19 protein-coding genes are annotated in these 20,019 nt (G+C 42.3%); 6 read left to right on the top strand and 13 right to left on the bottom strand.

Going from position 1 to position 20,019, the window contains the following annotated elements:
• Window positions 1–37 precede the first annotated feature (37 nt).
• Window positions 38–571, top strand: coding sequence for a Uma2 family endonuclease (locus tag ACE1CC_RS31105; RefSeq protein WP_413274310.1), 534 nt, complete (start codon window positions 38–40; stop codon window positions 569–571).
• A 23-nt stretch (window positions 572–594) separates the two neighbouring features.
• Window positions 595–699, top strand: a complete 105-nt coding sequence (locus tag ACE1CC_RS31100) for a DUF6887 family protein (RefSeq protein WP_413274309.1) — start codon at window positions 595–597, stop codon at window positions 697–699.
• A 141-nt stretch (window positions 700–840) separates the two neighbouring features.
• On the opposite strand, the gene ACE1CC_RS31095 is transcribed toward ACE1CC_RS31100, so the two are convergent.
• From ACE1CC_RS31095 to petH, 12 genes are all read right to left on the bottom strand, one after another.
• Complete coding sequence (locus ACE1CC_RS31095) at window positions 841–1,569, bottom strand: hypothetical protein (protein ID WP_413274308.1); 729 nt, start codon at window positions 1,567–1,569, stop codon at window positions 841–843.
• Between the two features lie 15 nt (window positions 1,570–1,584).
• A complete protein-coding gene (locus ACE1CC_RS31090) occupies window positions 1,585–3,573 on the bottom strand; it encodes an eCIS core domain-containing protein (protein WP_413274307.1) in 1,989 nt (662 codons plus the stop codon).
• 332 nt (window positions 3,574–3,905) lie between these two features.
• The gene (locus tag ACE1CC_RS31085; protein ID WP_413274306.1) at window positions 3,906–5,009 is read right to left on the bottom strand and encodes an S-layer homology domain-containing protein; all 1,104 of its coding nucleotides are present in this window, start codon (window positions 5,007–5,009) and stop codon (window positions 3,906–3,908) included.
• A gap of 35 nt (window positions 5,010–5,044) precedes the next feature.
• Entirely contained in the window at window positions 5,045–5,653 is a 609-nt protein-coding gene (locus ACE1CC_RS31080; protein ID WP_413274305.1) for a (2Fe-2S) ferredoxin domain-containing protein, read from the bottom strand.
• A gap of 60 nt (window positions 5,654–5,713) precedes the next feature.
• A complete protein-coding gene (locus ACE1CC_RS31075; RefSeq protein ID WP_413274304.1) occupies window positions 5,714–5,962 on the bottom strand; it encodes an Asr1405/Asl0597 family protein in 249 nt (82 codons plus the stop codon).
• A 193-nt stretch (window positions 5,963–6,155) separates the two neighbouring features.
• Window positions 6,156–7,487, bottom strand: coding sequence for a homoserine dehydrogenase (locus tag ACE1CC_RS31070; RefSeq protein ID WP_413274303.1), 1,332 nt, complete (start codon window positions 7,485–7,487; stop codon window positions 6,156–6,158).
• 367 nt (window positions 7,488–7,854) lie between these two features.
• On the bottom strand, window positions 7,855–8,121 hold the full coding sequence (locus tag ACE1CC_RS31065) for a type II toxin-antitoxin system VapC family toxin (RefSeq protein WP_413274302.1): 267 nt from the start codon (window positions 8,119–8,121) through the stop codon (window positions 7,855–7,857).
• A gap of 39 nt (window positions 8,122–8,160) precedes the next feature.
• Window positions 8,161–8,298, bottom strand: coding sequence for a hypothetical protein (locus ACE1CC_RS31060; RefSeq protein ID WP_413274301.1), 138 nt, complete (start codon window positions 8,296–8,298; stop codon window positions 8,161–8,163).
• Complete coding sequence (locus ACE1CC_RS31055) at window positions 8,298–8,516, bottom strand: hypothetical protein (RefSeq protein ID WP_413274300.1); 219 nt, start codon at window positions 8,514–8,516, stop codon at window positions 8,298–8,300. Before ACE1CC_RS31055 ends, ACE1CC_RS31060 begins: the two co-directional genes overlap by 1 nt.
• Before the next feature lie 47 nt (window positions 8,517–8,563).
• Entirely contained in the window at window positions 8,564–9,562 is a 999-nt protein-coding gene (locus ACE1CC_RS31050; RefSeq protein WP_413274299.1) for a coiled-coil domain-containing protein, read from the bottom strand.
• A gap of 24 nt (window positions 9,563–9,586) precedes the next feature.
• Window positions 9,587–11,905, bottom strand: a complete 2,319-nt coding sequence (locus tag ACE1CC_RS31045) for a hypothetical protein (RefSeq protein ID WP_413274298.1) — start codon at window positions 11,903–11,905, stop codon at window positions 9,587–9,589.
• 378 nt (window positions 11,906–12,283) lie between these two features.
• Complete coding sequence (gene petH / locus ACE1CC_RS31040) at window positions 12,284–13,495, bottom strand: ferredoxin--NADP reductase (RefSeq protein WP_413274297.1); 1,212 nt, start codon at window positions 13,493–13,495, stop codon at window positions 12,284–12,286.
• A 550-nt stretch (window positions 13,496–14,045) separates the two neighbouring features.
• Here petH and ACE1CC_RS31035 point away from each other — a divergent pair.
• Window positions 14,046–15,056 carry a phosphoribulokinase gene (locus ACE1CC_RS31035; RefSeq protein WP_413274296.1) on the top strand — a complete coding sequence of 337 codons (1,011 nt, stop codon included), beginning with the start codon at window positions 14,046–14,048 and terminating at the stop codon, window positions 15,054–15,056.
• A gap of 253 nt (window positions 15,057–15,309) precedes the next feature.
• Here ACE1CC_RS31035 and ACE1CC_RS31030 read toward each other — a convergent pair whose 3' ends face one another.
• A complete protein-coding gene (locus ACE1CC_RS31030; RefSeq protein ID WP_413274295.1) occupies window positions 15,310–15,459 on the bottom strand; it encodes a hypothetical protein in 150 nt (49 codons plus the stop codon).
• A gap of 184 nt (window positions 15,460–15,643) precedes the next feature.
• On the opposite strand from ACE1CC_RS31030, the gene ACE1CC_RS31025 reads away from it, so the two are divergent.
• The 3 genes from ACE1CC_RS31025 to ACE1CC_RS31015 all read left to right on the top strand — a co-directional run bounded on the left by ACE1CC_RS31025 (window position 15,644) and on the right by ACE1CC_RS31015 (window position 19,878).
• Entirely contained in the window at window positions 15,644–18,166 is a 2,523-nt protein-coding gene (locus tag ACE1CC_RS31025) for a CHASE2 domain-containing protein (protein WP_413274294.1), read from the top strand.
• 178 nt (window positions 18,167–18,344) lie between these two features.
• Window positions 18,345–19,472 carry a magnesium chelatase ATPase subunit I gene (gene bchI / locus ACE1CC_RS31020; RefSeq protein WP_413274293.1) on the top strand — a complete coding sequence of 376 codons (1,128 nt, stop codon included), beginning with the start codon at window positions 18,345–18,347 and terminating at the stop codon, window positions 19,470–19,472.
• A gap of 109 nt (window positions 19,473–19,581) precedes the next feature.
• Window positions 19,582–19,878 carry a hypothetical protein gene (locus ACE1CC_RS31015; RefSeq protein WP_413274292.1) on the top strand — a complete coding sequence of 99 codons (297 nt, stop codon included), beginning with the start codon at window positions 19,582–19,584 and terminating at the stop codon, window positions 19,876–19,878.
• Window positions 19,879–20,019 lie beyond the last annotated feature (141 nt).

The following is a 20,019-nucleotide window of genomic DNA, read 5'->3' as shown; positions in this document are numbered from 1 at the left end:
TAAAATCAATCAGTAATCCAAAGGCGAAAATATAAATATGTCGATCGCTACTGTAACAGAAACTTTCACTCTAGAAGATTTTCTCGCTAATCCACCCGATCGTCAAGAATGGGTAAACGGACAACTTGTGGAGACAACTGCGACAGTCAAACATAGCCGGATTCAGTCTAGGTTATCTTGTTATTGGGCAAATTACATCATTCAATCTTCACAAAGAGGAGAAACTTTAATTGCACTTCCTTGTCGAACTGTCAACCAAGGTCGTCGTCCCGATGTTTCCTATCTTACAGCGGAATTGCTAGCACAATTTGGCGAAGCTTCTGCCTTACCCCAAAGTCCACCGCTAATAGCTGAAATTGCAACTCCCACAGATTCAGCTGAAGATTTATTTGCCAAAGCTAACGAGTATTTAGAGTCAGGTTGTCAAGAAGTTTGGTTACTATTTCCTGAAAGTATTCGGGTTTTAATTATTACTCAAAATCAGACATTAGCGTTTAAATCCGGTGATGTAGTTAGTACTCAAATTGTGATGTTAGGATTTAGTGTTGCGATCGATGAATTGTTGAGGTGAAAGCAAAATGATAGCGGGTTTCTATGATGTCTAATTTTCAAGAGATGACGGTTGTTCAATTAAAAGAATTTCTTTCTGCCCATAGAAATGATGATGAAATGTTTAGTGCAGCTTTGGAGAACTTTTGAGTCGTAATCCCGATCGCCAACGTTATCCAGCCGATATGTCTACCGAAGAAATTGGGCAAGTTATTAGCGAAAAAATTGAGCAAATTAGAAAGAAATAAGCTCATATTCTGGTTTCATGCTTTTATGCTCGATTGGGCGATCTTACTTAGGGAAATGTTTCCATCCCTGATGTTCTAAATAGTTGATAGTAGTCTGTAAAAGCGCCATATTTGCCTGCTGCCAAGCGGTTACAGACGCTCCCTCCACCAGATGATTGGGTGAACGTGCATCATTTTCTGGATTAAAAAAACTAATCCCGATGCTTGCAAGAATCCCAATTTCGCCAGTCATTTCAACGGTAAGAGAAAAATGGCTGGCGGCATTAGCATCTTGAATATGTATCCAGATCGTTTCCTGCCCAGCAAATGGTGGGGCTGGGTGCCAGATATATGAACTGCGTATAATCCCATCCGGGTCAACAATACCCCACGAATCCGAAGCGGTTACACCCAATGGCAGTGCCAGCCGATTCCATCCCTTGTGGGAGGTTTGAATAGATTTTAAAGACCAAGGCTCCTCAGAATCAGTATGCTGCTCAAGCAGATGTTTAATGGTTTCGGTAGCTTTGTCGAAATTACTTGCTGATATATCTGAAGATACCTGAAAGCTTTCCGTTTCAGTGTCTGGATGCTCAAAAACGAAAGGGGAGATTTCCACCATCCAATATTCTGGTAGCCAGAGTTGGGTCAGGTATGAAAATCCCTGTATGGATTGTTGAAGTGTATCATCTAGTGTTGCATCCTCATCGCTCCAGTAAAATGTATCCAGACAATTATTATCTCTAAAAATAATATCAATCCCCTGGTCGTGAATATCAATCATGCGCTTCATTAACCGACCTCCTATTTAGGATCTTTGCCATTGGTTATAGTTATCACGAACTAGACGGTGCGATGTCCCATTTTCAACGATTAGATCGATCGCATGGGTTGTAGATGCACCAGCCCAGTTTTGCGTGTTTAAATTTTCCAGCAGTCTGTTGAGTTGATTTTCTGTCTTACGATTCAACGGCTGCCCATCACTTTGACGGGTGATAGTTGTGATTTTATCAAGGGTTGCTGGGTTAATTGTTGTATGTGTCATGGTGCCTTTCTTATTAGTTGTTGTCCCGCTGATGAGATTTTGATCAATGGAACAGTAGATGGTTGCATTGTAAGTATTGCCATCCGCTGGATTAACGTTAGCAAATTTTGCCAGTGCTGCTGTTACCTGTCCCGTAAAGTCCGTATAACTTTTAATAGGCTGACGTATCGTTTTTACCTCTGTTTGTGAAGTTCCATGCTGCAAATCGGCTGTCTGAGGGGTACCTGGAATTTGGGTTTCATCTACGTTGACGACTCCAGCAATATTTTGTGCAGATCTCAACTCATTGATTTTATCCACAACATTAAGTGCATTCTGATTCACGTTTACACTTGCCAGCCACTCTTTAAACCCTGGTAAATTTCCTGCGTCGTGGCGAGCTTTCATCTCCCTCAATATAACTGGAAAATCGACTCCTACAGGGATATTGCGATTTGCTTTCTCAGCGGCAACTGGTGGTGTACTTAGGAAGTTATGGAGAGACTGAAATTCTTGGGTATAAAGAGAAGCAGACCTTGCCTGGAGATTAACTCTATCATCTGCTTCAAAAATTACTCCTCCTGGATCTGGATCTGGATCTGGTCTTTTCAGGTAGTCTAATACTCGGAAAAAACTCAAAGAGTTAATGTCTACAGGAGAGTTATCTGATTTATAGCGTAGCATTTGGATCATCTTTGCCTGTATCGGTTGCACAGCCCCACCATTCTGCTGCACCACATGAGTCAACTCATGGGCAATCAACTCCTGCCCCCCGCGACTCCCAGGATTATATTCCCCCTGCCGAAAGAACACATCTTGCCCCGTCGTAAATGCCCTTGCTTGAACCGATCGATTCAACTGATCCGCCTGTGCATCCGTGTGAACCTTCACTCCACTAAAATCTGCCCCCATCGCCTGCCCCATTGACCTTTGCAGACCTGCCTCCAACGGCTGTCCCCCACCTCTAGCACTATTAATCGCAGTGTCCAAATCCGTCGAAGCTTCCCCTCCCCCAATCGCGTCCCCTTGCTTTTGGATTAACTTAGCTTGGATGTCTTCCTCTTTTGGTTCTTCCATCCGTTGCAGTGCGGAAATCTCTGGTTTTGCCTGCACTTCCTCTTCTTTATCTTCTTCCTGACGCTGTACCGACTGTCCTTGAGTTGACTGACCAGAAGCAGGTGCATTGATCTGTTCTACCACCTTCGCTGCTACCGAATCTGCCTCCTGTTCATATTTATCCCCAGGCTGCCCAATGGTCAACTTTGCCTGAATGGGTGACACTGGATGACTTTGGGGATTTGTTTCCTGAAACGTTCTCTGTACTAAATCCATCCCCTCGTTACTTGCTGTTTCTGACGACTCTTGCGGGGATTGCTGCTGTTCACCTTCTCGATCGCTCTTTTGCTCCAGCTTAGTTTGTATCGGTGCATTTCCCTTTGCATCAGCGCTATGAATCGGAATACCAATAAGGTTGAACCCGTTCCGCGAAGTCCTTTCCTGTCTCTGCACCAAGAGATCGTTCATTTTGGCTTGCAACACACCCAATCTTTCCTGTTCTTCAGGTGCGATCGTGCCACTCTTTTCCTTTAGCTGAAGTCCATTGGCTTCAAATTTGTTTTGATTGAAAGCTTCGTTCTCGATTTCCTCTTGGGTGGCAGGTTTTTGAGTTTCCGGTTGTGCTTGAATCGCAAAGGGGCGGGGAGCAAACTGAGAGCTTTGTTGCTGAGTTTGAGGATGACTGGCGGAGGATTTCTGGGTTCTCTGATGCAGCATATTAAACTTCGGTTGGCTGGTGGGTTACTATTCTGGCTCTTCGGTTGTTACTGTGCTTTCCCAAGTGAGCTAAAAAATGTTCTTTAGCTGTCTTTAGTGGATTTTTCTATATTAACCAATAAGTTTATCTCCACTAAGAGGATGTTTGAAAAGCAGGACTTACGCATTGGTAGTGGGTGTGGTGGAATGGTGCGTTACGTTAGTACTAACGCACCCTACACATAGAGGCTGACTTCCTAAATTTATAACCAAAATCCACTAAACCAGACTTAAAAATGTTTTTTAGCCGTCTTTAGTGGATTTTTTCCTATTAATCAATAACTTTAAATGAACTAAGGCTTCACCACATTCTTTCCATTAACATTCTGCGCTTTACCTTGCTTCACTCTTGCTTGATAAACTAAAGCAGCTATGTCTGCACGAGTGGCATTTCGATTTGGATTTAATACATTTGTATTGGGATAATTCACCACAATTCCTGCTTGGGTAGCCGCTGCAACTTTTCTCCTCGCATAGTTCGGAATTTGGGCGGCATCTTTATATTTTTGTTTTAAAATTTGATCGGCATTAGCGGGTTCTGGTAAATTCAAACCGCTAGCTAAAGCGACGATCGCTTGCACTCTCGGAATTTGTAATTTTGGTCGGAAACTTTGGTCTGGAAAACCTGCGATAAACTCGCTTCCACTTGCTTTTTTAATCGCTGGAGCCGCCCAAAAACTATTAGTAACATCTTTAAAGTTTATAGTTTCGCTAGTAATTTTCGTCCCCAAACCTTTCTCTAAAATTGCGGCGAACTCTGCACGAGTTACTGGTTGATCTGGGCGAAAATATCCAGCAGGAAAACCACTAATTACTCCTTGTCTTTGTAACCCTAAAATATAAGGAGCGGCCCAATAGTTACCGGGAATATCTACAAATTTAATCGGTTGTGGTGCTTTCGCTATTGGTTTTGCTGGTGTTGGTACGTCTGGTACAGCTTTCGGTTGCAGTGGAATAGCTGGAGTTCTTGGTGCAGCTGGTGTTTCCACTACTTGAGGTGCAGGTATCGGAACGATCGCAACTCCCCCTGGTACATCAGGTTGAACAACTTCAGGAACTACACCTAACCTATTTACATTTCTTCGTGGATCGACAACTACGACTCTGTTTTCAGTTGTCCCATCAGTGCCTTCTCTAACCGCTCTCCTTTCCCGATCGACTGCACGATTCGCCAACCAAGGTAAAATTAATCTTGGTGTCAACAAAGAACTTCTTGGGCTAGGAGAAACTTGAGCAGGCGTTGTACTTGTTAAACTCCAATTAATTGGCTTTCTACTTATACTCCAAAAGAAAATACTGCCGATCGATAGCAAGGCAACCAAAACTGCAACAAATTCATCAAACCCTAAAGGCTCTTTTTTCGCTGATTTAGGTTCTGGGCGCTGTGATTCTGTCATCTTGATTACCCTCTACACGGCAACTTTGATTTAAATTAAACCACAGTTGCGAAAACTGGAACCGCATCTTTAGATTGATTTTCGGTATCAAAATGTTTATCTAAAATTTCCGGCACAACACTTGCATCAATGCGACGATAAGGAGTTTTATCTGGCATCACAATATTTGGCCCTGCCTTACATTGTTTCATACAGCCTGTGCCTTTGACAATTACTTCTTGTTCCAAATTGCGATCGCGCAACCCTTCCGCTAACGCCTGAGTAACTTCCATCGCCCCCCGCTTGCAGCAATCAGACTTCTGACACACTAAAATACAAGCTGGCTTTTTCTTTGACTGGGAAACTTTTGCCTCTAACGACACTATTTGCGTTTGTACCCCCGCCTTCAGCCTAATTCTATAAGCTTTCAGCTTCACTGCCCCCGTCTGTGTATCCAGTTTCCGTTCTCCACAAACTTCGATCCAATCTCCAGGTAGTAAAACTTGTCCTAACCCAGCCCTTGCCTCTTTAGACAGTTTAATCCAAGATTCCCCCTCTACTGTCTCCAGTCGCAACAACTTAATCTGATAACCATCCTCCAGCACAAAGCCGACAAACCGTCCTTGGAGGCAAAACTCGGTTACTTGACAATTTTTCTTACCCATTTTTTCCCTTAACCTCTAATGTCAACAACAACACAATTGCCAAAAAATATCAGTTTTTAATTATGATTTTAGCTCCCAGCAACGGTTCAACTGCACGACTAACTCGCTGCGAGGTGCTGTCAATTGCTTGATGACGCACCACAATTGAATCGCCGCTAAGGGGCTATTTATTTCGACTTCTAAGCTGCCATTGCCATTACAACAGCAGGGAATCTCTAAACTTTGTAGTCGGCGGTAGACTTGCCATCGATCGCAACGGCACACCGCCACTACCTGTGAATCTGTGGGATTTATACTCGATTGCTCCATCCGAGCTTCCAACCTAAATGAAATAAATTCTCAATATTCAAACCTGATTCTACTTATACCCTGTTTCGGCCTTTTTGTCACCTAATTGACAGAAATTTTCAAATAATTTTTAAATTAGCTATTGGGAATAGGAAACAGGGAATAGGAAACAGGGAACAGAGAACAGGCTTGAGTTGGTAGCTTCACACAGCCTTTACAAAACTCTTAGTAAGCTGGCAATACTATCTACAGCATCAAGCGATCGAATTTCTGCCAAAGCTTGACGGAAATTGCCTTCGCGGACATCGTGAGTCACAACCACAATTTCGGCTAACTCTCCTTGAAAACCTGTTTGCACAACCGATTCCAAACTAACACCATGATTGCCGAAAGAAGTTCCCAGGTGTCCTATAACACCTGGGTTGTCATTTGTCAAGAAACGAGCGTAAAAACGGGTAACGAGTTCTTCCATCGGCGCAATTTGGCAATAATGCTGATGGGTGCAAGCTAAGAGAGGATGGAGGTTAGGGGTTGGGGGTTGGGGGTTGGGGGTTGGGGGTTGGGAAACTGTTTTCAGGATAGAGGCTATGTTTAGAATATCGGAAACTACGGCGCTAGCGGTTGGGCCTGCACCTGCACCTCTACCGTAGAACATGACTTGACCGATCGGATCGCCTTCGACGAAAATAGCATTGTAAACACCGCTGACACTAGCTAAAGGATGCTGTTTCGGCACTAAAGTCGGATGAACTCGCACTTGTAAAAGTTCTGGTTCTGATGGTGCAACAGTCATTTGTTTAGCAACAGCGAGTAACTTAATCACAAAACCCAACTTTTCGGCATAAGAAATATCTGCCGCACCAACTTTGGTAATTCCTTCGTGATAAACTTCATCCAGTTTGATGCGTCCGCCATAAGCCAAAGAAGCGAGAATAGCAATTTTATCAGCGGCATCAAATCCTTCTACATCAGCTGTAGGATCGGCTTCAGCGTAACCTAACTTTTGAGCATCGGCTAAAACATCAGCAAAATCAGCACCTTCATTTTGCATCCGGGTGAGGATGTAGTTAGTCGTACCGTTGACAATGCCTGTAATTGCTTGAATGCGGTTAACGCCTAAAGTTTGCTTTAAAGGTTGAATGATGGGGATACCGCCGCCGACTGCTGCTTCCAACATCACGTAAACGCCTTTTTCGTTAGCAGCATCGTAGATTTCTTCAGCGAAACGGGAAATTACGGCTTTGTTAGCGGTAACGACGTGCTTCCCGTGAGCAATAGCTTTGAGGATTAGCGATCGCGCAGGTTCCAGGCCACCCAAAAGTTCTACCACAATATCAACTTCTGGGTCTGTAGCGATCGCTTCCAAATCAGTAGTCAGAATGTCCTTAGATATTTGTACATCACGGGGTTTCGAGATGTCGCGCACTCCCACCCGATAGATTTCCAATTCTTGCACCAACGGGTGACGACCTTCTGGAGAGAGCAAAATTTCCGCCGTTCCCGTTCCCACCGTACCTAGTCCCAGTAAACCAATTTTAAAACTCACGCTTTCTAACCTGTTCTGACTAAACCTTTCCACAACCATTGTGACATTTGTCGCGTTAACCGAGACACTTTGAGAAAAAATTGTCTATAGCAATTCTCAATCAATCATCAAGTAACTTCTCTGTGTTTCTCCCCTTTGTGTCCTTCGTGTCCTTCGCGTCTAATTCGCTATCACGAATCGCTGCGCTAACGTGGTTCAAAAAAAATATTTTTCAACAATCAAATAGAACTACTAACGCAAGTTGCTAGTTATTTACATAAAGGTACGTTGTTGGGCTTTAGCCCTCTTATGCCACGTTTCCTAAGAGAGCTAAAGCCCAACAACGTACAAAGAATCAGACTAATCTTATAACTAGCAACTTGGGTTACTATATTCTTGGCTCACCGGGCGAAAAATCAGTAATAGGTTTAATAATTACACTGTTAGCTATTGCGGCATTTAGTTGGCGATCGTCCACAGTAATTAAAGGACAATTTAAGTTTAATGCTAAAGCGATATACAGAGAATCATAAATTGCTAATTGGTGAGCCAGACCAATTTCAAATGCGCGAGGTAGCAACTCTTTAATAGGTACAATTTGCAACGGTAAATCTAACAGATCAATAATAAATTGTTCAGCATCCTCCTGTGACAACCCTTGAAACCGGACTTTCTTCCAAAAAACATTAACAGATTATATCAAGCAAAATTCCGGGACATATAACTCATCACCTCGATCCATCTGAGCCAACAAAACTCCTACTTCTGCTGTGTAAGGCTCGGTAATAAAATACTGAATTAGTACACTAGTGTCAATTACATAAATTGTCATTAGCTGTCTCTATCTTCACGTAACATTTCCCAAGTTGATTTAGCTCCTGGTGGAGGTGTCCAACGATGGCGATCGATCGAGTCAAGAATCTCCTTTAAAGAGCGCTTTTTCACTGGTTTTTGGGTTGGCTGCCAGTGCTGCAACCGCTCATCTACTAAATCATAAACTAAAGTCTTAAATTCCTCGATCGTCAAATCAGAAACTCGTTTTTCCCCCATTTTCCCTAACTCCTTTTTTCTAGAGATAATTTACCAATTGAATTTCCTCATTCTAGCAATACAATTAGCTTGCCAACAACTACGCCAATCAAAATAGCAATCATCCCTAAAACCACCAAAATTCCCCAGATTCCGCGCTTGAGCAACTTACTTTGGCGTTGTTGCTCTTTCTCCATATTTTCTAACTTTAACTTCAGGAGTTCTTGTTGGCGAATAGTCTCTCCCAGAGATGCTAATTGATCTAAAACTTGCGCTTCTTGAACTTGCACTCCCTGGAGGACTTTTTCAACTTCTGACATTGCCTGTTCAACTAATTTTGATTGAATTTTAGCGATTAATTCCTGAGATTCTGCAAGTTGCTGTTTGGTGATTTTCTGTGTTTCTTCAATGCGGGATGCTTCATTTTGCAAAATTTGGCACTTTTCTTGAGCATTCTGATTAAAATGATCGGTGATTTGACTTAAGTGATCGCTAACATTATAATACTCTTGTCGCAACCTTTCTAAACCCTCCCTTCCGCCTACTTCTTTAATCACAGAAACCACATCTTCCCGCAATTCTCCTATTTCTAATTTAACCTGCCTAACTTCTTGCAATATAGCTTCATTTTTGATAGTTATTCCAGAGACATTTCCCCTAGCTGCTTCCACTTCCCGCCTAATTTCTTGCAGCTGAGTTTTAGATTCAACTAAATCCCTACGAGCATTTTGAATATCTTGATTTAAAGTTGCCAATATTTCAGGATCGCCTACTTCATCTACCGCAGACTTAACTTTCTCTTCCATCCGCTCTAAATCTTTGATTCGGATTTCTACATTAGCACCCAATTTCTGAATTCGCCTTACCTGTTTCTGAGCATCCCGAAGCAATTGTTCTACTTCTAACTTATTATCTAAAGCACTAGAAATTTCCCCCTGTACTTCTCTAACTTGGTTGAGAATTTCATCAGCTTTAGTCACACCTTCACTAGCTTTAGTGATTCCCTCAGTGATTTTTTGCCAGAGTTTTTCCAAATTTTTAATAGTATCCAAATCAGTTTCAGCCACAATAGCACCTCTGTATTTATTTAACTAAAGGTTGGGAAAAGGTCGATCGATAAAAGCCTGACACAATAAAGATAACAAAGAGCCTGACTTTTCTGCTATTTCGGGAAAAGGATAATCATTCTGCCAAGGTTTTCCTAATTTTATCCGCACTCTTGCTGCTTCATAAATCAGATTTTTATTTTCTAAATTTTGAGCAATACTAGTAAGTAAACGTTGATATTCTTCCGGGTTATTTTCTTGTAATTCAAACGCCAAATCAACCGCTTCCCAAGAACGGTGCATCGCCCTAAGCAGCAAACAACGTAGGGAAATATTATTATTCGGAATTTGCTCTAATTCTCTGGGCAAACTAGCAGAATGATTGCTCAATTCAGCAATAGCTTTTTGTTCCCATCGGGAAAGTTCTTCACCCGCAACACCAGCTAAGTCTAAAACTAAGTAAGTGTCAAAAAAAGGCTTGCCTTTGGCACAGCTTGCCAGTAATTCCTGTTTTTTATTTTCCGCATTATTGCGAATTTCACTGATATCATTATCACTGGCGATTTCGGCTATCCAAGTAGCAGCAGATTGAGCATCAATCCTTCGGCAACATTGAAAATAATCATCACCAATTCGTTCTAATTCTTGGCTAGTTGCAACTATTAATAAACGCGATCGAGGGCGAGTAAGTAGGGTATACCATTGTAAACTTTCTTGCAATGAAGGTTTACCAGTACCAGCGAAGATTCCAAAAGCTACACAAGCTTCAAATTCTCGCCCTTTTGCTTGTGCGGCGGGGAAAATTTCTAGGTTATTAAACTTGGGAAAAATGCGATCGCAACAAAGCACCTTCACCCGATTAGCTGACAACCGCAAAAAATACCTTTCTCTCCCCTCCTCTTGCACCGAAGAATTCAATAAATGTAAAAACTCTAAAGCTTGTTCTTGGGAAGAAAACTTAACTAAACTAACTGATTCCCCCAACTCAAAAGCATTATTTGGATCGGAAGTTTCGGGAATTTCTTGATGTCGATTGCGAAACGGTTCGGCAAATTTCAAAAATTGATTAGCAAACTCTAAAATGCGTCGAGAATTTCGGTAGTTGTACAAAAGTTTAACCGAATCACCCAGTTCTAAATGACCCCAAATATATAAATCTGTCGGTTTAATCTTTTGATTTAAATCTCCCAAAAACCAGAGATAAGTCGGATATCCCTGTTTTTCCCAAGCTTCCCGTACAGCTAGCAAAGCTTGCAACTCAGCTAAGAGAAAATCTTGCGCTTCATCAACAATCAAAATTGTAGGTTTATCAGTTAAAAGTGGTAATGGTGGTTTTCTTTTAAGCTCTCTAGCAGCATCCAAGCGACAAAGGCTATTACCTAATTTTTCTTTCCACTTGTTTGGTTTTATCCTCTCCTCAAGCTCTTTAATACGTTGTTGGTTGGCTTTATAAATTGGACTGCGATTTCTCAGGGTATTTTCCTGATTTAAAATGAAAGCTTGATACAATAAAACATCATCTGAATATGAGATAACTTCTCTAGAACTAATCAGTTGTGAATCTGGAATATGAGGATTGTCTAATCTCCATAAAACCTCTGATTCTTGCTCTGGTGTAGCGAGACGAGAATGCAATTTAGGATCTACCTTTGCCAAAAAATCGCGAAATGTTCCCAGCCAAAAACCTTCGGGATTTAGCTCTAATATCTGCTTAATTTCCGCAAATTTTGCTACGTCTTGGCAGAGTGCTTCTGGTACAATTAACATAGTGTTACACTCATGTTCCCAGTACATTTCACAAGCTTTTAAAGCAGCGCAAACTGTTTTACCTGTTCCGGGCGCACTTTGAACGATCCATGCTTTATTATTTGTCGAATGAGGCGTTAATCCAGAGAGTACTTCTTGCTGGTAAGATGTTAGTAAAGGGGAGTATCGATAGCCGCCGCCATAGACAAAGTTATACCAAGTGTCTTCTGCTTCTTGTTTCCAATCAGAATCAGAAATATTGGTTAGTGGAACTTGATAAGTAGGATTATTTTTGAGGGGAGTTCCATCAGGATTGAGAAGTTGTTCTACTGCTAAAGGTTCATCGCAGTTGGGATTGTCAAATAAATTATCATAAATATCTTTCCGCAACCCCGCCTTAATTACTAAAATATTATCTCGATCGACTCGTTCCCAGATAACGCGCACATCTCCCAAGCGAGTTCGCCGCCAATGGGAAAATCCCTGTAAGCTAATAGTATCTAGGTGGTCGTCTTGACTTACGTTTAAGCGGCTAATGATTTTGCAGACTTTGCGGAAATCCTCATGGGAGAGTTTTTGAATTTCCCGAAACGCCGCCCGAATAATTTTGACTGGCATATACAGAAGAGTTGCATTTATAGATCTGTTCCCTAGCAGAAAAATTAAGTACGTATTTGGTAACAAAAATTTACAAAATTCCCCTAAACTCAGATCTGGCAGCAATGGAGGTTCTACCTCCTTTACCTCGTGACCAGGTTCAATGGAGGTTCTATCTCCTTTACCTCGTGACCAGGTTGAACCTGGTCACGAGAAACAGAGGCTCCGCCTCTTGGTGCTGTGATCTCAGTAACAGAGTTGTAGGGTGCGTCAGATCATAGATTTGAATGGGAGAATCGGGATTGTAGCCTAGCCACGCATCCTACAAAGTCCTGTAGCTAAAAAAATAGGGTAGGCAACGCCCACCCCAAAAAAAGCTGAGAGTTAAAAAACTAAAAATTAGTAGGTTTCTACGTGCCAGCGGTGTTCTTTTTTGAGTTTCTTTTGGTAATCGGCCCAATTTACATCGAACTTACCAGCTGCACCGGACATACCTTCGTCGATACCGCCTTCCATACCTTTCAAACCGCAAATGTAGGTGTGGGTGTTGGGTTTTTGCACCAAATTCCAAAGTTCATCAGCGTTTTCCGCAATCCGGTCTTGGATGTACATTTTGCCACCTTTGGCGTTCTTTTGTTCGCGGCTGATGGCGTAGGTGAGACGGAAGTTATCTGGGAACTGAGCTTGTAATTCTTCCAATTCCTGCTTGTACAGGATGTTGGGAGTATAAGCGCAACCAAAGAACAGCCAAGCTAGACCCTCGAATTTATAATCTTCGTGCTGTTCCTTAAACATCCGCCACAGGAAAGCACGGAAAGGAGCAATACCTGTACCAGTAGCCATCATGATCACATTGGCTTTTGGGTCTTCAGGTAAAAGCATTTCCTTACCCACTGGCCCTGTAATTTTCACCTCATCACCCACATTCAGTTGAGTGAGGTAGGTGGAGCAAACGCCGAAAACTTGTTCTCCGGTTTCTGGGTGCTTGTAAACTAGTTGGCGCACGCAGAGGGAGACAGTCTGATCATCTAAGTCATCGCCGTGACGAGTAGATGCGATCGAATATAGTCTAAGTTTGTGAGGTTTGCCGTCTTTATCGGTTCCCTCTGGGATAATACCGATACTTTGACCTTCGAGATACCGCAAATCGCCCCCTGACAGGTCGAACTTCAGGTGACGGACAGTTCCTTCTCCACCCTCGCGGACTAACTCTTCATTTGACAGACATTTGCCGACAAAAGGAGCATTGGGACGGTAAATATTAACCGGAATGTCCTTTTTCTCTTTTTCCTTCGCTTGAGTCATTGGCTTGGTTTCTTTCTTCTCTTGCTGGAGTCCATTGCTTGTCTCCGGCGCGGAAGTTCCATTCCCTTGGTCAAGAGCGCTTAGAGGTCGAATGCTGACAATTTGACCGCCCAGGCGTGTGATCCGCCGCATTTCTTCATTCATGCGGTTGTAGGGCACAGTGATAAACACGCTGCCACTGCGACGAATGGGGTAGTTCATTTGGTCAGTTGCTTCGTTCTGCTTTAAACCCACCACTTCGTAAACAAAGACGCGGCTACCAGATTGTGTGTTGGCAGCACCACCAGCTGCGCTTGGATTGTACATTGCTTCGATCTCTCCGAACTGAACATAAATTTGCTGCTGCTGCAACGTGCCCTTTGCACCACATGACAGTTCTCACGCCCAATTTTTTGGGTGTTGAACTAGACCTGAGAAATTGCAGTAATTTATAGTTTAAGGCTATGACCACAGTTCTAAAACCAAAGGCATGGAAAAATCCGGCTCCAGATTCTCCTTCACCCTACAAGGTAAGTTTGTTAAAGAATGTTACTAGCGAAGCAGTTTCACATTTTTTTTAGAAAAAATGCACAACAACCCTTAGCATAAATACTGAGCTAGATGATTCCACTTTGTTTATGCCTTGTAGAGGTAATCCCACTCTGGTAAGATATTCCAGTAATAGTAGTATTAAATACTTACTTGAAGGCTTGAGTCTTCCCTTGGGGGCAGATGCCAGACTGCTTCTGTTGGATTGGTAAGGGCTGCTTTTTTTTAAGTAGGCTTTTCCAGTCAACCGGGATGACTTAGTAGGCTGTAATTTAGCTCGAAGTTTTGACCCAGTTAGTAAAGAATCTTAAATCGAAAGAGGGAAGCTATGACCAAAAAGCCGGATCGCGTGGTGCTAATTGGTGTCGCCGGGGACTCCGGGTGTGGAAAGTCAACATTTTTGCGCCGTATCACTGATTTGTTTGGCAAGGAGTTTGTCACGGTAATCTGTCTGGATGATTACCATTGTCTGGATAGAAAGCAGCGCAAGGAAACGGGGATTACTGCACTCGATCCGAGAGCCAATAATTTCGATCTGATGTATGAGCAGATCAAGGCGCTCAAGAGTGGCGAAACAATCAATAAGCCGATTTACAATCACGAAACCGGCTTGATTGATCCACCAGAGTTAGTTGAGCCAAATCATGTTGTGGTGATTGAGGGGCTGCATCCTTTGTTTGATGAACGGGTGCGATCGCTCATCGACTTCAGTGTATACCTCGACATTAGCGAAGAAGTCAAGATTGCTTGGAAAATTCAACGCGATATGTCGGAACGGGGTCACACTTATGAGGACGTACTCGCTGCGATCAATGCTCGTCGCCCTGATTTTAGCGCTTACATCGAGCCGCAAAGAGAGTTTGCTGATGTGGTAATTCAGGTATTGTCTACTCAGTTGCTCAAAGACGATAAGGAAGGCAAGATTCTGCGGGTACGCTTGATTCAGAAAGTTGGTGTAGAAGGTTTTGAGCCTGCTTACCTATTTGATGAAGGTTCAACTATTGATTGGATTCCCTGTGGCAATAAGCTGACTTGCTCCTATCCCGGAATTAAAATGCACTATGGGCCAGATGCTTATTATGGTCATGAGGCAGAAATTCTGGAAGTTGATGGACAATTCGAGAATTTGGAACAGGTAATCTATATCGAAAACCATCTGAGTAAGACTTCCACCAAGTATCACGGTGAGTTAACCCACCTGTTGTTACAACACAAGGAATATCCTGGTTCTAACAATGGAACTGGTTTGTTCCAAGTCTTGACAGGTTTGAAAATGCGTGCTGCTTATGAACGGTTAACTGCTCAAGAAGCAAAAATTGCTGCTACAGCTAATCGGTAAGATGTAGAACTAGTTACAGGTTTTGGGGGGGCAGAAGTGTCCCCATTTTTTTTGGCTATCTTCACATTTTGCACTTGTGCTTTTAGCCCGCCTGCCTTATCAATTCGCTTTTCTTATAGCTTAAGTCCACGCTCAGTGGACTGAAAGCTTTTTAATCAGGACTTACGCAAAGCCTCTATTTGTAGGGTGTGTTAGTGCTAACGTAACCCACCATCCCACCATATTTAGAGTTACTGCGTAAGTCCTGTTAATCCTAAAAACCAGCGCCAAATGCGATAATTTGCTCTACTGTGAGGTCTAAATCTGGAAAGAATTGAGAAGGTTCTGCGATCGGTACTATAATTCCATTGACTAACTCGTATTCTTGTCCGATTAAATTGGTCCGCTCGAGAATCTGTGCCAAAGCAGTTAGACTGCTGTTTAAGGAATTTGTCGCTGAATTTTGCCATTAAGATTTAAGTCCCCTTGTAAATGGGGACTTATTAATTGAGTCAAATAATTGCTAGAGTGAAAGTCCAAAGGTATATTTTGGAGTTAAATTTTCCCGCCTATTCGGTTCGCTCTCACCCTTTTTGCACCAAACCACAGTGCTAGCTAAATTTTCTGGTAAATTAAGTCACTTATTGTCTTATTGGCAACGTCCCAACAATTCGCCAATCAGCTATAGACCCGTAATTTTAGCAAGTATTGGTGTAACAGCATTGATACTTGGGTTACGACAAGGGGTGACTCTTTCGTTACCAGGAATCAGGTTAGCATTAAAAATGGAGGCGTTGGAGTTAGGAACTTACGATCAGTTTGTGCGATTAGCCACGCGATCGACTAATCTAGAATCCGACTCGGCAAAAAAAGCCGATCCACGTTTATTAGTAGTAGCAATCACCGAACAAGATATCCAAAATCTTGGTCAATGGCCGATTCCTGATGGGAAAATGGCTCAGTTACTTAGGGTACTGGAAAAACATAAACCTCGTGTAATTGGTTTAGATATATATCGAGATTTACCAGTAGCACCGGGACACGATAAGTTAGTAAAATATTTGGGAAAAAGCGATCGCTTAGTAGCCATTTGTAAACTAAGTGACTCCAACAGTCCCGGAGTCGCACCTCCTAAAGCATTATCTCCTAAACAAGTAGGCTTCAGCGACTTAATAATTGACACAGATGGAGTAATTCGCAGAGCCTTATTATTTGCGAGAAAAGAACAGGGAAAATGCACCACATTTTCGGCTTTTAGTTACCAATTAGCCAGTAGATATCTTGCCTTTGAAGGTATTGAACCTTTCAAAGCAACATCAGCGGGAGAGTTAGGATTTCGCAGCCGCAAAACAGCGGCAAAGGGAACAAAAATTAAGCCTGTAGTTTTTCTGCCGTTAGATGCTAATGCGGGTGGTTATCAAGGCGTAGATGTGGGTGGTTATCAAATTCTGCTCAAATATGATTCAGCGGAAAATGTGGCGCGACAAGTCACCCTAACACAAGTTTTAAATGAGCAAGTTCCAGAGGAATGGATACGCGATCGCGTCGTGTTGATCGGTGCCGTAGCTGCCAGCATTGACGACGCATTTTATACACCTTATAGCGCTGCCCAAACCCAACAACATAAAATGCCAGGAGTGGTAGTTCATGCTCAAATTGTCAATCAAATTATTAGTGCAGTTTTAGATGGTCGTACTTTACCCTGGTATTGGCCTGATTGGGTAGAAGGTTTATGGATTTGGAGTTGGGCAATAATTGGCGGCGTGGGTGCTTGGAAACTCCGTCATCCCCTGGTTTTAGGATTTTCGGGAATTGCCGCTTTTGGGGTTTTAAGTAGCGTTTGCTATGGTTTTTGGTTGGATTCTGGATGGGTTCCTTTAGTTCCAGCAGCATTAAGTATGGTGACTACTGGCGGAACAGTAGTAGTAATTGCTGCTTACCAAATGCACCAAGAACGAGAAAAAATACTCAATTGGGTAAAAGAACGAGAAGAAACAATTGCCCTTTTATCCACCATGTATAAAGGTAATCTTACCACTAATCAACCAAATTCTCAGACTACTGAAATCGAAAAAACTGCGGCGACTGTCCCGATCTGCTCTGCTAAAAATATTAGTGCATTTTCTGCTCAATTTAGTGAGCGTTATCAAATTATTAAAATTTTGGGACAAGGTGGTTTTGGGAGAACTTATTTAGCCAAAGATTTGCAGAGTCCAGAGGGTTCAATTTGTGTAGTTAAACATTTAATGCCAGCCAGAAGAGATACTAAATTTTTAGAAGTGGCGCGGCGTTTATTTCAAACAGAAGCGAGAATTTTAGAAGTGTTAGGGCAGCACGAGCAAATTCCGGCATTGATGGATTATATCGAAAAAGAAGGTGAGTTCTATTTAGTAGAAGAATATATTCCCGGAAACCCGCTGAGTGAAGAATTGTATGTGGATCGACGGTGGTCAGAAACGAAAGTGTTCGATTTACTAGAAAATATTTTGCCGATTTTAGATTTTATTCATCAACATCATGTAATTCACCGGGATCTGAAACCGGGAAATATTATTAGACGTACTTCAGATGAAAAATTAGTGTTAATTGATTTTGGTGCTGTGAAACAAATGTTACCAACAGAAGGTGGGAAAACGGAAAGTCAAACGGTGGCGATCGGTACGAGAGGATATGCGCCTCCAGAACAATTAGTGGGACATCCGCGCCCAGCAAGCGACCTTTACGCATTGGGAATGATTTGTATTCAAGCACTGACAGGAATTCAACCCCATGATTTATTGTTACTGCAAGATCTGGAAACGGGGAATTTGAATTGGCGACATTTAGCTAGGATTAGCGAGGAGTTGGCCCAAATTTTGGATCGGATGGTGCAGTATCATTTTAGCGATCGCTATCAGTCGGCGTTAGCTGTACTGACCGATCTGCAAAAGATCGATCGTTCTAAGCTGAATCAAACCACGATAGAAGCTAATTTTAACGAAAAAACTGCCGTTCTACCCACCACAGAATCAGATCCCACCTCGATAGTGCCGGGGTGGAATCATTTCCCAGCTAACAACCAATCAAAGAACGCCCAAGAACAACTAGATAATCATCCGACAAAGCTCGATCGAGAAACCAACAAAAGCTGAGGTTTTATGGTCGATACTCTGTGGCACAATGAAAAACGATTGGGTCATTAGTCATTTGTCATTGGTCATTAGTCATTTGTCATTGGTTATAACAAAGGACAAATGATGGAATTTGCCAAAGATTCATCTAAAAAATTATCTCCATCACAAATGACTAATGACCAATGACGCATGACAAATGACCAATGACAAATTGAGCACTTTTGAGGGAACCGCGTTGAGTCCGACTGCTACAGCGAGCACAAATAATATTAAACCAGCCACGAGACGGGTAGTTTTCCCGTTTACGGCTATTGTTGGTCAAGAAGAGATGAAATTGGCACTGCTATTAAATGTAATCGATCCTTACATTGGCGGTGTGATGATTATGGGCGATCGCGGTACTGGTAAATCTACCACGATTCGCGCCCTAGCTGACTTACTCCCAGAAATTGAGGTGGTAGCTGACGATCCTTTCAACAGCCATCCTGAAGATCCTGATTTAATGAGTGATATGGTACGGGAACGCATAGCGCAACAAGCGTCCATTCCCGTAGCTAAGAAAAAGGTAACGATGGTTGATTTGCCTTTAGGGGCAACGGAAGACCGGGTTTGCGGTACGATCGACATTGAAAAAGCACTTTCGGAAGGTGTGAAAGCCTTTGAACCAGGATTATTGGCAAAAGCTAATCGTGGTATCCTCTATGTTGATGAAGTCAACTTGTTGGACGATCACTTAGTAGACGTTTTGCTGGACTCAGCGGCTTCGGGATGGAACACTGTGGAAAGGGAAGGTATTTCCATTCGTCACCCAGCACGTTTTGTTTTGGTAGGTTCAGGAAACCCCGAAGAAGGGGAGTTGCGTCCGCAGTTGCTCGATCGTTTTGGAATGCACGCGGAAATTCGCACAGTGAAAGAACCTGCACTGCGAGTTCAAATTGTGGAACAAAGATCAGAATTTGACCAAGATCCACCAAAATTTACCGAAAAATACATCCTAGAACAAGAAGCTTTGCAACAAAAATTGCTCAAAGCCAAAGATTTATTACCATCAGTAGAAATTGACTATGATTTGCGGGTAAAAATCTCAGAAGTGTGTTCTGAATTAGATGTTGATGGCTTGCGTGGTGATATTGTAACTAATCGCGCCGCCAAAGCACTAGCAGCTTTTGAAGGAAGAACACAAGTAACGGTTGATGACATTCGCCGAATAATTCGCTTATGTTTGCGTCACCGTTTACGGAAAGATCCTTTAGAATCAATTGATTCAGGTTATAAAGTGGAAAAAGCTTTTAATCGGGTGTTCGGTTTAGAAGTTACTGAATAACTTCGCAGCTTGAATAAAATTAATTGTTAGTGGTTAGTTTTGACTATTTAGCCACAACTAACTACTAACAGATTTTTAGAAAAATCAAAATTTAAAATTAAAAGTCGATATGCGTCTTTGGCAATTTTGGTGTAATAGTTTATTTTCCTCTACTCAATCCGATCCTCCCAGATTTGTAGAGGTAATTATGCTACTTTTAGCAATAGCTTTACTGGGACTTTGGGGAATTACTGAAATCTGGGGTTATTTAGGTTTAAGCTTAAGTTATGTAATTTGCTCATCTGTATCAGTAATAGTTAGGGAGTCGATGGCACCTTCTACTTACCCCCGGTTAACTCAAGTAGTAGCATTTTTGTTGTTAATTATTAGCATTTACAGCTTTGCTAAACTGATTTATCAAACCTAACGGCTCTCCCGGATTTATGGTGATAACAAAATCTTATTTAATCGTAGGGTGTGTTAGGCACGGGCGATAAATTCAGCATTCCAATCCATCAATAAATTCCCGTGCCTAACGCACCGTTCCCTGGTTTGTAACATTTATGAA

It is taken from the genome of Floridaenema aerugineum BLCC-F46, from assembly GCF_041929345.1.
GTDB lineage: Bacteria > Cyanobacteriota > Cyanobacteriia > Cyanobacteriales > Aerosakkonemataceae > Floridanema > Floridanema aerugineum.
This window is presented reverse-complemented; position numbering and strand designations above follow the sequence as displayed.

Bases quoted from the DNA above. Each gene is read 5' to 3' on its own strand.
- ACE1CC_RS31105 (WP_413274310.1), top strand. From the start codon at position 38: ATGTCGATCGCTACTGTAACAGAAACTTTCACTCTAGAAGATTTTCTC.
- ACE1CC_RS31100 (WP_413274309.1), top strand. From the start codon at position 595: ATGATGTCTAATTTTCAAGAGATGACGGTTGTTCAATTAAAAGAATTT.
- ACE1CC_RS31095 (WP_413274308.1), bottom strand. From the start codon at position 1,569: ATGAAGCGCATGATTGATATTCACGACCAGGGGATTGATATTATTTTT.
- ACE1CC_RS31090 (WP_413274307.1), bottom strand. From the start codon at position 3,573: ATGCTGCATCAGAGAACCCAGAAATCCTCCGCCAGTCATCCTCAAACT.
- ACE1CC_RS31085 (WP_413274306.1), bottom strand. From the start codon at position 5,009: ATGACAGAATCACAGCGCCCAGAACCTAAATCAGCGAAAAAAGAGCCT.
- ACE1CC_RS31080 (WP_413274305.1), bottom strand. From the start codon at position 5,653: ATGGGTAAGAAAAATTGTCAAGTAACCGAGTTTTGCCTCCAAGGACGG.
- ACE1CC_RS31075 (WP_413274304.1), bottom strand. From the start codon at position 5,962: ATGGAGCAATCGAGTATAAATCCCACAGATTCACAGGTAGTGGCGGTG.
- ACE1CC_RS31060 (WP_413274301.1), bottom strand. From the start codon at position 8,298: ATGACAATTTATGTAATTGACACTAGTGTACTAATTCAGTATTTTATT.
- ACE1CC_RS31055 (WP_413274300.1), bottom strand. From the start codon at position 8,516: ATGGGGGAAAAACGAGTTTCTGATTTGACGATCGAGGAATTTAAGACT.
- ACE1CC_RS31045 (WP_413274298.1), bottom strand. From the start codon at position 11,905: ATGCCAGTCAAAATTATTCGGGCGGCGTTTCGGGAAATTCAAAAACTC.
- petH (WP_413274297.1), bottom strand. From the start codon at position 13,495: ATGTACAATCCAAGCGCAGCTGGTGGTGCTGCCAACACACAATCTGGT.
- ACE1CC_RS31035 (WP_413274296.1), top strand. From the start codon at position 14,046: ATGACCAAAAAGCCGGATCGCGTGGTGCTAATTGGTGTCGCCGGGGAC.
- bchI (WP_413274293.1), top strand. From the start codon at position 18,345: ATGACCAATGACAAATTGAGCACTTTTGAGGGAACCGCGTTGAGTCCG.
- ACE1CC_RS31015 (WP_413274292.1), top strand. From the start codon at position 19,582: ATGCGTCTTTGGCAATTTTGGTGTAATAGTTTATTTTCCTCTACTCAA.